Annotated in this window: 12 protein-coding genes; 6 read left to right on the top strand and 6 right to left on the bottom strand. The window is 60.7% G+C overall.

Going from position 1 to position 13,460, the window contains the following annotated elements; all coding sequences use genetic code 11:
* Positions 1-14: 14 nt before the first annotated feature.
* From K8U03_14160 to K8U03_14135, 6 genes are all read right to left on the bottom strand, one after another.
* Positions 15-2,348 carry an MMPL family transporter gene (locus K8U03_14160; protein MCE9606036.1) on the bottom strand — a complete coding sequence of 778 codons (2,334 nt, stop codon included), beginning with the start codon at positions 2,346-2,348 and terminating at the stop codon, positions 15-17.
* Positions 2,349-3,485: 1,137 nt separating this feature from the next.
* Positions 3,486-3,653 (bottom strand): DUF1328 domain-containing protein, encoded by a 168-nt coding sequence (locus K8U03_14155; GenBank protein MCE9606035.1) that lies wholly within the window; start codon positions 3,651-3,653, stop codon positions 3,486-3,488.
* A gap of 112 nt (positions 3,654-3,765) precedes the next feature.
* Positions 3,766-4,158, bottom strand: a complete 393-nt coding sequence (locus tag K8U03_14150) for a cupin domain-containing protein (GenBank protein MCE9606034.1) — start codon at positions 4,156-4,158, stop codon at positions 3,766-3,768.
* 61 nt (positions 4,159-4,219) lie between these two features.
* On the bottom strand, positions 4,220-4,651 hold the full coding sequence (locus K8U03_14145) for a hypothetical protein (GenBank protein MCE9606033.1): 432 nt from the start codon (positions 4,649-4,651) through the stop codon (positions 4,220-4,222).
* 95 nt (positions 4,652-4,746) lie between these two features.
* Entirely contained in the window at positions 4,747-4,866 is a 120-nt protein-coding gene (locus tag K8U03_14140; GenBank protein MCE9606032.1) for a DUF2934 domain-containing protein, read from the bottom strand.
* Between the two features lie 169 nt (positions 4,867-5,035).
* Positions 5,036-5,230: a PLDc N-terminal domain-containing protein gene (locus K8U03_14135; GenBank protein ID MCE9606031.1), complete on the bottom strand. Its 195-nt coding sequence runs from the start codon at positions 5,228-5,230 to the stop codon at positions 5,036-5,038.
* A gap of 596 nt (positions 5,231-5,826) precedes the next feature.
* On the opposite strand from K8U03_14135, the gene K8U03_14130 reads away from it, so the two are divergent.
* From K8U03_14130 to K8U03_14105, 6 genes are all read left to right on the top strand, one after another.
* Positions 5,827-6,135: a metalloregulator ArsR/SmtB family transcription factor gene (locus tag K8U03_14130; protein ID MCE9606030.1), complete on the top strand. Its 309-nt coding sequence runs from the start codon at positions 5,827-5,829 to the stop codon at positions 6,133-6,135.
* Positions 6,136-6,217: 82 nt separating this feature from the next.
* Positions 6,218-6,589, top strand: a complete 372-nt coding sequence (gene arsD / locus K8U03_14125) for an arsenite efflux transporter metallochaperone ArsD (GenBank protein ID MCE9606029.1) — start codon at positions 6,218-6,220, stop codon at positions 6,587-6,589.
* A 69-nt stretch (positions 6,590-6,658) separates the two neighbouring features.
* Positions 6,659-8,443 carry an arsenical pump-driving ATPase gene (gene arsA, locus K8U03_14120; GenBank protein MCE9606028.1) on the top strand — a complete coding sequence of 595 codons (1,785 nt, stop codon included), beginning with the start codon at positions 6,659-6,661 and terminating at the stop codon, positions 8,441-8,443.
* A gap of 10 nt (positions 8,444-8,453) precedes the next feature.
* Positions 8,454-10,322, top strand: coding sequence for a heavy metal translocating P-type ATPase (locus K8U03_14115; GenBank protein ID MCE9606027.1), 1,869 nt, complete (start codon positions 8,454-8,456; stop codon positions 10,320-10,322).
* Between the two features lie 81 nt (positions 10,323-10,403).
* Positions 10,404-12,107: an FAD-dependent oxidoreductase gene (locus K8U03_14110; GenBank protein ID MCE9606026.1), complete on the top strand. Its 1,704-nt coding sequence runs from the start codon at positions 10,404-10,406 to the stop codon at positions 12,105-12,107.
* 122 nt (positions 12,108-12,229) lie between these two features.
* Positions 12,230-13,460: HAD-IC family P-type ATPase (locus tag K8U03_14105; protein ID MCE9606025.1), on the top strand; the 1,231-nt coding region annotated here is incomplete at its 3' end.

Genomic DNA, 13,460 nt, shown 5'->3' with positions numbered 1-13,460 from the left:
TAGGTCTCCGGCCGTCACTCTTTGATCGGTGTCGGTGTTTGTGGAGTTCCTTCGCGCCTATTGTCGCCCGTCTTGGTCCGCTGCTGAAAGAACGAGCCCAAAGGGCTGACCAAGAGAGCCGGGAGCAGGATTTGATCGCCGAGCATTGCCAACGCGATCAACGACGACATCAGGGAGCCGAAGTGTGAAACGGGCGTAAAGGGGCTGAACATGAAGACGAGCATCCCGAGGCAGCAAATCACGGCCGTTTGCGCCATTGGGCGTCCGCATCGTCGATAGGCGCTGAGGAGCGCACGACGACGTCCTCGCCCTTGGTTTAGGGATCGGCGAAACCAATGAAAGAAATGCAACTCGTTGTCGACCGAGATGCCTAGAGCCGTGCTGATGGTCATCATCGAGCCGAGATCGACGACGACGCCGGCCAACCCCATGATGCCGAATACGACCAAGACGGGCATGACGTTCGGAATCATCGTGACCAGCCCCGCTCGAACGCTACGTAGGGCGACGCTCAGCACCAAGGCGATGGAGAGGAATGCCGCGCCGAAACTGCTGCGTAGATCGTAGAGCAGTTGTCGCTGCACGACGTAAATGGCAGGAATACCTCCAGTGACGACGACTTCAACATCCTCGCCGGTCTTTTTGTCGGCCGCGGCGATCAATGGTCCTATGGCGGAGCGAAGCTGATCGAGTAACTCCCCATAGTCCAGATCGTTGAATGTCTCGACACGGGCACTCACGCGCCAGAACTCGGCATCGGCGGTCGTCGCCAAGTAGTGCAGCGCCGTGAGTCGCGGTTTAGCTGCTTCGAGCTTGCGTAGGATGATGCGACGTTCGGCGGCTTGTCGCGCCCCTCCGCCGACGGGAAGCGGCGGGGTAAACGTGCAGGCCGAGATCGTGGCCCCGACCTTGTCGATGGCATCGACCGTCGTACGCAATTGTTCGACCAGCTTCATGCGATCCGCCAGCGTCGAAGTCGAACGAACGTCGAATCGGACGACGATTTCTACGGGAACCAACGGGCCCACGTTTGACTCGAGCCACAGATAGTTTTTCGTGACGGTCGAGTGCGGACTGAACATATCCTGCAATTTCACGGAGGTGCGAATTCGCTCCGTGCCGTAGATCAGCAGCGGTGTTGCAAGGACGCAGATCGCGAGAATTCGGCCGTAATGACGTACGGAGCCGCGAGCGAAGAGCCGGGCCCACGACCTGCGGTAGGCGCGCCTGCTCAGTGCGCGTTCGGCGCTCGGTGAGCCGGGGGAACCGGAACGAGCCGCCGCCGGCCAACACTCCAGCGCGGCCGGGAGAAAAAAGAATATGAAGACGAGACTCACTGCGATGCCGATCGCCGAGAACAAGCCGAACTTGCGGACCGGCGCTACGTCGCTGATCAGGAGTGACAACAAGCCGAGCGATGTCGTGAAGCACGAGAACGCCGCCGGTTTCCAACTGTTACGCAGGGCTCGAGCCGGTGCGCCGTCGAGGCCTCGCTGCTCGCATTCGTTTAGGTAGTAGTTCAACTGGTGAATCGAGGCCGACACCGCAAGAATGCCGACCAGGATGGGCATCATCACCAAGACCAAATCCATGTTCGTGCCCGAGAGCCGAACGATCGCCAAGCTCCAGGCTTCGCAAAGAGCGGCGGTCACGAGGATCAGACAGACGAGTCGTGGGCTGCGAATGAACGCCATCGACGTGACGATTGCAGCCGCCATAGATATCGCTAGGAGGATTCGGAGCGAGGCCTTGCTTTCGGTGTCGATGGCGACGCTGTCGAACGTCGATCCGCCGATTCGCAACTCCTCCGGAAGGAGTCCGCATCGTTCTCGGGCCGCGTACTTCACCGCCGCCACGGCCGAATGGCGGTCGTTCTTTCCCGCCGCGCTCACTTTCAACAGCGCGCAGCTCTGACGGCCGTCGGGACCGACGGTCCAACCCTCCATGCGTCGCAACGCTTCCCGGCGAGTCAGCGACAACGGCTCCGTCGTCAATTCGTTCAAGACGGATCGTCCGGTCCGAACCCACGAGAACCAAACTTGCGTACGATCCTCGATACCCGGTAGCGGCTCGACGACCGCTTCGGCCAAGGCATCGAGACGCGGGTCGTCCAGCGTGCATCCTTCCCAACTGACGACGAGAACTTCATCACCCTCGAACAGCCCGTGAAACCAAGTGAGTTGCCGGATCTCCGAGTTCGTCGGCGGCAGCCAATCGGTATCCTTGTTGGCACTGGTGCGCAGGGACAAGAGCGCCCAATGGACCGCCGGCACCAAGGAGATGAGCGCCGCAGCGACGATCCACCAGCGAAATCGGCGAAAACGCGATTCTTGACTAAGTCCCAGCAAATCTTACTTTCGACGTTCGTGGATTCGATTCTCGTCGGCGATCACCGGACGTGGGGTGGGTTGAAGTCGATCTTCTCAGGTTTTTGTGTCGGTCCCTGCGGCACAGCGAAGCCTGCTTGAGTTCGGCTGGTGCTATGGCAGCAAAAAGTGCCTCTCCGAATACCTCAGCGGTGCTTAGCGTGAAGATTGTAAACTAGCCGAGATAGTTCGCGGCTTGCGGAGTCCTCTTACTAAGAGCAGGTTATATGCCGTGTTTCGGCTCGCTCTCAAACCCGCACATTCACGCCACGAAGCGGCCGCATTTGAACCGAGCTTCGGCCGCTGATGCCATTTCCGATCCCATCCCCGTGCGGATTCGCTCATTTTCATTTAGCCACGATTCGTCGGACAGATGTGAGGTCAATCGGCCTCCACTTAGGGAAGGAATGGAGCCGTCTCATGGAGCATGTCGATGTTCCGGTCCCGGCCAGTCCGTCGTCCGTGCGGATCTTGCACGAAGCGGTTCGAATGTCTCCGACTTCGATTTAGCACTGTGCTAGTCGGTGGTATCCCCCTGCGGACATCGAAACCATCCGAGCAAGTAGATGTCGTCCCTGCACGAGTTGTCCGTCTGGTATCCGTTCTCATTACGGTCGCCAACATCTTGATCGCCACTAAGCGATCCATACGACGATGCCGGGCCTTAAACACTTGACCCATGCCGCCGGCCCCGATCTTGTCGAGCATCGCGTAGCTGCCGAGGATTAAATACCTTGATTTCCCTGCGGCACCCTTCACTCGCCGAGACGTAACGCTGACCGCCAAATGCATCGCAAACTGCGCGCCGGCCGACGACTTCGCGGCCGATGTCGATGACTTTGTGGTGGTCGTTGCGTGCGGCGAAATGGGCCGGGCGCCCCGCGTGGGCGTGCCTGATCTGGGCAGTAACGATCGAGTGACTACGGCTTCTCGAAACGCACTTTCGCGAGGTAAATCTCAACCTACCGGCGCCGCCGGCGACTCCCGCACGAATTCGATCGATATGCCAAGTAATGCCGAAATAGGGGCTCGCTGCTCGAACGCATTGCGTGCCGGCTCCGGAGCGGACTCGGAAGCCGCCGGTAGAATCGTCGAACGGAGCTGTTTCGGTGCGGAGAGCTAGTTGACCGGCCCTCGTCGCCCGCTGATCAGGGAGACGATCAAGAGAACCAGTAAGACGAAGAAGAGAATTCGAGCGATTTCCATCGCGATTCCGCCGAGTCCCCACATGCCCAAAGCACTCGCTACCAACGCAACCAACAAGAAGATCAAAGCCCAGCGAAGCATGATGCGTTCTCCTGCAAGAATCCGAAGTCGGCGTCGCGTCGGCCACGAGCCGGCGGGCGACCTCCTTCAGCCTCAATGATGTTCGTTCGCCGACGCGCAATCCGTAGGGGCGTTATTCCGTAGTCTTGCCGTCGAAGTGCTCGTCGTCGGCCTCGGCATCTTTGCGTGTCGGATGGACGACGCCGTCGCGATGGTTCGGCGGCGAGTAAACCGTGTAGAGCTTGAGCGGAACATCGCCCGTGTTGATGATGTTGTGATTCGCTCCTGCCGGCACGATGACCGCGAAGCCGGCCCGAATCGCCGTTCGGACGCCATCGAGAACCGCTTCGCCGCTGCCCGCCTCGACGCGAAAGAACTGGTCGAGCTTGTGGACCTCCGCCCCGATCTCCTCCTTAGGCTTGAGTGCCATCAGGACGAGTTGGCAGTGCTTAGCCGTGTAGAGCACGCGCCGAAAGTCAGTATTCTCGACGGCGAGCTTTTCGATGTCTTTCACGAAGCCGTGCATGGAGTTCTTCTTTCGCTGTTCGTTGGTTCGGGCCGATCGTGATGCGTCGTTGACGCCGCGACTACTCAAAGGCCTTCTTGAGATCGTCGAACGCATTGCCGACCCCGTCTTTGATCTTCTCCCACCGATCGGCACTCGCCGTCTTAAGCTCTTCGAGCTTTTCGGCGGCGGCATCCCGCTTCACCTTGGCCGCGGCGACTTTCTTGTCGAGGTCCTTCTTTAACTCATCTTCTGCTTTCGCGGCGCGATCCTTCAACTCGGCGTACTTAACGTCGAGTTCGTCCAACTGCTTTCGCATCGCGCCGGCGTACTCGTCTCGCTTAGCCTGGGCAGCCGCAACGGTCGCGTCGGCCGCTTCCTTAGTCTTCGCCCTCGCCTCGGCGGCCTTCTGATCAGCCGTGTCCTGGACCGGAGTCGGCGGCGACTTTTGTTCGCAACCGAGCGCGGCGAAAGAGCCGGCGAGAAGCAGCGCAAAGATGGTGATTCGACGCATGGGTTCGTTCCTTGATTTGATAATGACGAAAACGTCTCGTGCGCCAACCGAATACGGGGAGCACCTTGGCCCGCAGAGTCCTCGACTCGCGAGCCTTATTGTGCCGTCGCCGACTCGTGCTCGGCTGCCAACCAGAACTCGACGCCGTCGCCGCTCGGCTTTCCGGCGCTCTCCCATTTGCGATAAGCGCAGAGTCGAATCGCCTCTTCAGTCATCGGTCGGTCGTCGCAAGGTTGCTCGCCTTCGACGGTTGGCGTGGTGTTCGATGTTTGAGCGGGTGCGGTCGGCGAAACGAACGCATGTTTGTGGTGGTGATGAGGCACGAGGTTGCTCCTGTTCTTAGGCTGAAGAGTCTGAGGTCGACGTCATGAATGCCGGTCCCTCTCACACCTGAGCGTCGAAGACGCTCCGGCCGATCAGGAAGTAAAGGAGCATGCCGACGAACGGCAGCAAGAGGATCACGGCGATCCACATCAGCTTGCGCATCACCGAAGTGCTCCCGAGCAACACGCTCACGATGGCGAACGCGTCCAACAGGAGGATTACGGCTCCGACGATACTGATGGCGGTAGGGATCATGGCACATGCCTCTGTAGAAGAAATCGCGCGTCCGCGAGAGATGGTGTCGCTGAAAAAGCGATGGTCCTAGTACGACTCATCGCAGCGGCCACTGACGTAATGCGAAGAGTTCGCGCCGATGCCGTAGTTAGGGCACTTGTCGTGCCGCTCAACCCAATATCCGTCGAATTCCGATATAGGGGCCGAATCGTCAGGATTCATACCGCGATGATTTCGAGAAGGATCAAAGTCACCTTCCGACTTGTCCGGCCATACGCTGCGATATTCAAAACTTGCGAGCGACGAACCTAAGCGACGATTCCGTATGCACGAACACGGAGTCTTATCCGGATGACTCTGCCAATGGACGTACGAGCGATTACGCTCATACATGTGGCGAGATTGCACAGTGCAATCCGGTCACAGAGCACTCGGCCGCAGTAATCTTTAGGCGTTCGCCGCCACAAATCTCGATTTTGGAGATTACGGCTCACGAAATGCAAAGGTCCCGGCGGATCATCTACTTGATTCGTTGCGTTTCGCCGATATCGTTTATCGTAGATAGACGATTTTGTAATCCGGGATATCGATCAATGGCGGCCGTGCGGAAAGCCAAAATGAAATGCTGCGACGACGAGGCCGTAGCGCTTCCAAACGATGAGTCGGCAGAGCGGTTAGCCGAGTTGGCGTGGGCCGTGGCCCATCCGGCGCGGGTGCGAATCTTACGGCTCTTGATCAGCCGCAAGGCGTGCATCTGCGGTGAGATCGTCGATCGGCTGCCGCTCGCTCAGTCGACCGTCTCGCAGCATCTCAAAATTCTCAAGGAGTCCGGATTGATCCAAGGAGAAGTGGACGGGCCTAAGGTCTGCTACTGCATCCATCCGGCGAAGCTCAAGGAACTCAAGAAGTTGATCGCGAGCTTATAGCGCTTCGCACGACCTTCAAGCCAGGCGATCGACATTCGCCTGCGCCGCTCTTCCGAAATATCCCGACCGATAGGAGAGAACCATGAAGACGATTCAGATCTATGACAAACCGATGTGCTGCTCGACCGGCGTGTGCGGAACGGACATCGATCCGGTGTTACCCCGATTCGCGGCCGATCTCGCCTGGCTCGTATCACAAGGGTACCGCGTCGAGCGCTACAACTTGGCTCAGCAGCCGACGGCGTTCGTCGAAAACCCGATCATCCACAAGTTGCTGTCGACTCAAGGCACGAACTTCCTGCCGGCGATCGTCGTCGAGGGTCGGCTCGTCAGTCAGAACGGATACCCCGCGCGCGACGCGTTGATGGCGTGGCTGGAGCCCGTTCACCCTCCCGTCGCAATTCAGGTCGTCGACAGGCCGGGCGGTTGCTGCAGCGGATCGAAGAGTTGCTAAATCGCTACGGAAACGGATCGTCGAGAACTCTTCGCCGATGGATTCGATCTACTTACAAGGATGAGCATCATGAAGTTCCTAGACACCCCGACGCGTAACCTGTTCTTCACCGGCAAAGGGGGTGTCGGCAAGACTTCGATGGCTTGTGCCGTCGCCGTAGCCTTAGCCGATCGGGGCAAGCGAGTGCTCTTGGTGAGTACCGATCCCGCCTCGAACTTGGGGCAAGTCTTCGGCGTGGAGATCGGCGAAGTGGTGCCGACGGCGATCGTCGCCGTTCCGGGACTCTTCGCTCTCAATATCAATCCCGAAGCCGCGGCGCAAGCGTATCGCGATCGGATCGTCGGACCGGTACGAAATGCTTTGCCGCCGGAGGTCGTCAAGGGAATGGAAGAACAGCTCTCCGGAGCCTGCACGACGGAGATCGCGGCGTTCGACGAGTTCACCGAGCTACTGACCGGCGGCATGTCGACCGCCGGCTTCGAGCACGTGATCTTCGATACGGCTCCGACCGGACACACGCTGCGACTGCTGCAACTGCCGACCGCCTGGTCGAACTTTCTCGAAGACAATCAAAGCGGAGCGTCGTGCCTGGGGCCTCTCTCCGGCCTAGCGAAGCAGCGCGAGCGCTATTCGCAGGCCGTCGCCGAGTTGGCAAGCGCCGAGCATACCTCGTTCGTCTTAGTCACTCGGCCCCAACTCGGCGCCTTGAAGGAAGCCGAACGGACCAGCGGCGAGTTGGCTTCCCTGGGGATTAAGAACCAGCGACTCATCGTCAACGGGGTGATGCCCGACACCGGGAGCGACGATCCCTTGGCCAAAGCCATGATCGCCCGCGAGCAGGACGCGCTGGCTCATACCTCGAAACTAATGGCCGGGCTTCCGACCGAGCAGGTCGCACTTCAGCCGCGCAATCTCGTCGGTGTCGCGGCGCTTCGCGCGCTGCTGGCACCAGCCATCGCGGTTGAAGCGCAGGCCGGTGATCGAACCGAGCGTGCAGCCCCGGCGTTGCCGCGGCTTGCTCAGTTGATCGACGAAATCGAGCGCGACGAACATGGGCTCGTCATGGTCTTGGGCAAAGGAGGCGTCGGCAAGACGACGATCGCCGCCGCCATCGCCGTGGGGCTGGCTGCGCGCGGTCATGCGGTCCATCTTACGACGACCGATCCGGCGGCGCATCTGGCGATGACCGTCGAGTCGAACGTGGCCGGCCTCGAAGTGAGTCGCATCGATCCGCATGTCGAAAGCGAGAACTATCGGCGGCGCGTGCTCGAAACCAAGGGGAAGGACCTCGATGCCGCCGGCAAGGCATTGCTTGAAGAGGATTTGCGATCTCCTTGTACGGAAGAGATCGCCGTGTTTCAGGCGTTCTCCCGTGTGATGCACGAGTCGCGCAAGAAGTTCGTCGTGATCGACACCGCGCCGACGGGCCACACACTGCTGTTGCTGGATGCGACCGGAGCATATCACCGGGACGTGGTTCGCAACTTGGCCCCCGGCGTCCATGCGCGCACTCCGATGATGCAGCTTCAAGATCCCAAGCAGACCAAGATGCTGATCGTCACGCTTCCGGAAACGACGCCGGTCTTGGAAGCGGAGTCGCTCGAGGCCGATCTGCGGCGCGCGGGAATCGAGCCGTGGGCTTGGGTGATCAATTCGTCGCTGGCCGCCGCCAAGCCACGCGATGCGCTCTTGGCAGTACGAGCGGCCGAAGAACTTAAGCATATCGAGCGCGTACGCAGTTCGGTCCAGCGAGTGGCGCTCGTACCCTGGCAGATCGTTCCGCCGACGGGATATGAAGCGCTCAAGGCGCTGGCTTCGACTTCCCCCGCGGCTCCCGTCTCGATCGAGGTTTAGAGCACTCACGATGACCGAGAAGACTCGCATCGAACTGCGCTTGGTGCTGCCTGACCTCCCGGACGAACGGGACGCATGCGTGGCCCGACTCGAATCACGGCTCGGCCGAGAGCGCGGCATCACGCGCGGCCATGTCGTTTACGACGACGGTCGTCCGGCGAGCTTGTGTCTGCACTACGATCCGGACGTGCTCAGCTTAGCGCAAGTCGAGCGGGTCGCCCGATCCGCCGGCGCCGAGATCCACGATCGTTACGGTCACGCGCTGCTCGAGCTTCGCGCCGTCGGGGCGGAAGATGCCGCCGCGGGAATCGAAGCCGCCTTCCGGGCGATGCCCGGCGTGGTCGGCGTCTCGGCGAGCATTCCGGCGCAGCGCGTACGAGTCGAGTTCGAGCGCTCGCACACCTCGGTAGCTCAGTTGCAAGCTGCCCTTCAAGAGCTGGGCTACGCAAGCCGAACGCCGCGCGAGCCGGAACACGATCACGAACACGACGGCTGGATCGGTCGCAACCGAGAATTCGTGATGAGCTTGGCGACCGGCCTGCTGCTCGCTGCGGCTTGGGTCGGTGAGAACCGATTCGGGATTCCTCATCAAGTCGCGATCGGACTCTACCTCGCCGCCTACCTGGCGGGCGGTTTCGACCTCCTCCGACATCTATTCGGAGGACTGATTAAACGGAGCTTTCGCTTCGACATCGACCTGCTCATGTTGCTCGCCGCCGTCGGGGCGGCGGCGATGGGAGAATGGGTGGAAGGTGCGTTTCTGTTGTTCTTGTTCTCCCTGGCGCATGCGCTGGAGCACTACGCCCTCGGACGAGCCCGAGATGCGATTCGCGCACTCTCCGATCTCGCGCCGGCGAAGGCGATCGTGCAACGAGACGGAATCGAGCAAGAAGTTCTCGGCGAGACGGTGATCGTCCACCCGGCTCAGCGGATCCCGGTCGATGGAACGGTCCGCGCCGGCAAGCCGCAAGTGACCGATCTGCTGCCGATGGCCGGCATCTCGGAAGCGGAGTTGCTGCGGATTACGGCGGCGGTCGAGCGGCGGTCGCAGCATCCGTTGGCCGCCGCGGTCGTGCGGCGAGCTGAGGCGGATCATATCGAACTGCCGGAGACTTCCGACGTCGAAAGCGTGACGGCGCGCGGCGTGCGTTCGACCGTCGAAGAAAAAGTCGTGGAGATCGGCAGCCTGCGGATGTTTGAAGGAGAGCCGGCGGCCGCTCCCGAGGTGCTGAACAGAATGGTGGCGGACCTTCAACAGCGTGGTCGAAGCGTGATGGTCGTTCGTCACGGCGGGCGCTGGCTCGGGGCCGTCGGGCTGGCCGATGCTCCGCGCCCGCACGTTCGGCAGACGCTTAACCGGTTGCGCGAGTTGGGGATCGAAACGCTGATCATGTTGACCGGCGACAACAAAGGAGTGGCCGAAGCGATCGGTCGAGAAATCGGCATCGACCACATTCGGGCCGGCTTGCTGCCGGAAGACAAGGTCGCGGCGATTCGCGAACTCCTCGAGACGCACGACCAAGTCGTGATGGTCGGCGACGGCGTGAACGATGCTCCGGCGCTGGCTAACGCAACCGTCGGGATCGCAATGGGAGGAGCCGGAACGGCCGCGGCGCTGGAAACCGCGGACGTCGCGCTGATGGGAGACGATGTCGGGAAACTGCCGTTTGCGATTGGTCTGTCGCGCCGCGCGCGTCGGATCATCGCCGAAAACTTGGTGATCGCGCTGGGGACGATCGTCGTACTGAGCGCCGCAACCACGCTCGGATTCGCTCGCATCGGACCGGCCGTCGTGTTTCACGAAGGAAGCACGTTGGTCGTCATCTTAAACTCGCTGCGACTTCTGGCGTATCGGCAGGATCTTGGCGAATCAGGCTGAGTTCGACGCGAGATGGACGACACGGATTCGATCGAGATCTGGATAAGAGCAACGGCTGTTCGTACTAAAGGATTCTTGATTTTGAAACTGCTCATCGTTGGTGGAGTGGCAGGCGGAGCTTCCGCGGCAGCTCGTGCTCGGCGACTGTCGGAGGATGCCGAGATCATCTTGTTCGAGCGCGGGCCGGATGTGTCGTTCGCCAACTGCGGCTTGCCGTACTACATCGGCGGCGAGATCGCGGACCGAGAAAAGCTCCTAGTCGCTAAGCCCCAGTTGCTCCGGACTCGATTTCGACTCGATGTCCGAACCCTATCGTCGGTCGACGTGATCGACCGTTCGGCGAAAACGGTTCGAGTTCGAGACCTTGCATCGGGTCGACAGTACGACGAGTCATTCGACAAACTGATTCTCGCAACCGGTGCGGCCCCGTATCGACCGTCGATTCCCGGCCTGGATCTGCGCGGGGTCTTCACGCTGAGAAACCTGGAAGACACGGATCGGATCAAAATGCACGTCGACCAGGGCGTGAAGCAAGCCGTTCTCCTCGGTGGTGGTTTCATCAGCTTGGAACTGGCGGAGAACTTCGTCCGTCGCGGCATAGCGACGACCGTCGTCGAGCGAAACGGACAGATTCTGGCGCCGTTCGATCTGGAGATGACGACGCCCATCGTCGAAGGGTTAGCGAGCAAAGGAATCGACTTACTGCTGGGATGCTCGGCCGAGGCGGTCGAGCAGACGCCGGAAGGGCTCGTCGTTTGCTTGAACTCGGGCCAAAGACTCCCGGCGCAATTAGTGATCTTCGGAGTCGGAGTTCGACCGGAAAACAAACTGGCGATCGATGCGGGTCTGAAGGTCGGTGCGCGCGGCGGAATTCAAGTCGATGAATACCTGCGGACGAGCGATCCGAACATCTACGCCGTCGGCGATGCGATCGAAGTCGCAGATTTCGTCCTCGGCGCGCCGACGCAGGTGCCGCTCGCCGGCCCCGCCAATCGGCAAGGCCGTATCGCCGCCGACAACGTCTGCGGTCGTTCGATGAAGTACCGAGGTACGCAGGGAACGGCGATCCTCGGCTTCTTCGATCACACGGCGGCGATCACCGGCGCGTCGGAAAAATCACTCCGCCGAAACGGCCAACCGTTCCGTAAGATCTACATCCATCCGGCACATCACGCCGGATACTATCCCGGTGCCGAAGCGATGACGCTAAAGCTCATCTTCGACCCGACGACGGGGCGAGTGTTGGGTGCGCAAGCCGTCGGAGGTGCGGGCGTCGACAAGCGGATCGATGTGTTGGCGGTGGCGATTCAGGCCTGCCTGACCGTGTTCGAGTTGGAAGAAATGGAACTGGCTTACGCACCGCAGTTCGGCTCCGCCAAAGACCCGATCAACATGGCCGGATTCGTCGCAAGCGGCCTGCTCCGCGGAGATCACCCGCAAACGGATTGGGAGACGCTCGACGACGCGGCGGACAAGCCGTTCGTGCTCGACGTGCGAACACCGGCCGAGTACGCCGGCGGACACGTTCCGGGCGCCGTTAGCATTCCGATCGATGAATTGCGAAGCCGGCTAGCGGAACTGCCGCATGGGAGGCCGATCGTCACCTACTGTCAGGTCGGACAACGAGGATATCTCGCGACGAGAATCTTGCTGCAGGCGGGATTCGACGTTTCCAATCTGGGCGGCGGATACAAGACGTATTTGCTCCACATGTCGACTCCACCCGAGAGGATGACGGAAGGGTCGACTTCATCGACAGCGATAAATATACGGCGCGACGGATGATTCCGCACGCTCCATCGAACGGCAAGCACTGCCTGACAGGACCTAACGCTATGATAGCCGTCACACCGCGAGGAATCCGACGGTGCGACCGGCCGCGACATAACGTTTGGAAATAAAACGGCATGAACGATAGTCAGCCCGACGAAGTGCGCGGTCATTCCAACGCCGGTCATGTCCCACGGCGAATCGACGAAGTCAATTGGCACACCCTGTCCGTCGAAGCTGTGAAGGATCAGCAAAAGTCCGATCCGACGCGCGGACTTTCCGGCGCCGAGGCCGTCCGGAGGCTGTCGGAGCATGGCCCCAACACTTTGGCCCGAGCTCAGCAGCGCTCGACCTTAGATATCTTGTTGGCGCAGTTTCAAAGTCTCATCGTGGCTTTGCTGGTCGCGGCCACGGCGATCGCTTTCGCCATGGGCGACATCATCGAGGCGATCGCGATCTTGGTCGTCATCATCATCAACGCCGCCATCGGATTTTTGACCGAGTGGAAAGCGGAGCAGGCGCTATCCGCCTTGCAAAAACAAGCCGTGCGGGTTGCCCATGTGATTCGAGACGGGAGACAGAGCGAAATTCCGGCGGCGGAGTTGGTGCCGGGAGATCTGATCATCTTAGCGGCCGGAGCGCGAGTATCGGCCGATGGTCGCATCGTCGAGAGTGTCCGTTTGCAAATCGAAGAGGCGGCACTGACGGGCGAGTCGCACGCCGTGACTAAGTCATCCGAACAGCTCGCTGACGAAGACGCCGCGCTGGGTGACCGCATCAATATGGCATACCTGAGTACGACGATTACGGAGGGACGCGGGCGAATGTTGGTGACGGCCACCGGCGCGCGAACGGAAGTAGGAAAGATCGGCACGCTGATCGACGAGGCAACGACGCGCGATACCCCGCTGGAACAAAAACTGGCGAGACTTGGTCAGATACTCATCTTAGTCGTGCTGGTTCTGTGCGCGATCATCGTCGCGGCGGGGTGGCTGCGGGGTATCACCGATTTCTGGCACATGTTGGAGATCGGGCTCTCGCTGGCCATCGCCGCAGTGCCTGAAGGCCTTCCCGCCGTGGCTACGATGACGCTGGCGTTAGGAATGCAGCGCATGGCGAGGAAGCGCGCGCTGGTGCGCAGGCTCCCCGCCGTCGAAACCCTCGGTGCGACGACCGTCATCTGCACCGATAAGACCGGGACTTTGACCAAGAACGAAATGACGGTGTGCGTCTACGTGCTGGACCGGCGTCGAATCGAAGTGACCGGCACGGGCTATACCCCGGTGGGAACGTTTCAAGAGAGCGGCGAATCGGTAGACCCGAAGGCCGATGAACAACTCGGCCTGGCTCTCCGGATCGGTGCGCTAT

Source organism: Planctomycetia bacterium, from assembly GCA_021413845.1.
Taxonomy (GTDB): Bacteria; Planctomycetota; Planctomycetia; order Pirellulales; family PNKZ01; genus PNKZ01.
The sequence above is the reverse complement of the archived record's forward strand: the minus strand, read 5'-3'. Positions and strand labels throughout refer to the sequence as shown.

Excerpts from the sequence above, each read along its gene's own strand:
- arsA (MCE9606028.1), top strand. The coding sequence starts at position 6,659 with ATGAAGTTCCTAGACACCCCGACGCGTAACCTGTTCTTCACCGGCAAA.
- arsD (MCE9606029.1), top strand. The coding sequence starts at position 6,218 with ATGAAGACGATTCAGATCTATGACAAACCGATGTGCTGCTCGACCGGC.
- K8U03_14155 (MCE9606035.1), bottom strand. The coding sequence starts at position 3,653 with ATGCTTCGCTGGGCTTTGATCTTCTTGTTGGTTGCGTTGGTAGCGAGT.
- K8U03_14150 (MCE9606034.1), bottom strand. The coding sequence starts at position 4,158 with ATGCACGGCTTCGTGAAAGACATCGAAAAGCTCGCCGTCGAGAATACT.
- K8U03_14135 (MCE9606031.1), bottom strand. The coding sequence starts at position 5,230 with ATGATCCCTACCGCCATCAGTATCGTCGGAGCCGTAATCCTCCTGTTG.
- K8U03_14145 (MCE9606033.1), bottom strand. The coding sequence starts at position 4,651 with ATGCGTCGAATCACCATCTTTGCGCTGCTTCTCGCCGGCTCTTTCGCC.
- K8U03_14140 (MCE9606032.1), bottom strand. The coding sequence starts at position 4,866 with ATGACTGAAGAGGCGATTCGACTCTGCGCTTATCGCAAATGGGAGAGC.
- K8U03_14115 (MCE9606027.1), top strand. The coding sequence starts at position 8,454 with ATGACCGAGAAGACTCGCATCGAACTGCGCTTGGTGCTGCCTGACCTC.
- K8U03_14130 (MCE9606030.1), top strand. The coding sequence starts at position 5,827 with ATGAAATGCTGCGACGACGAGGCCGTAGCGCTTCCAAACGATGAGTCG.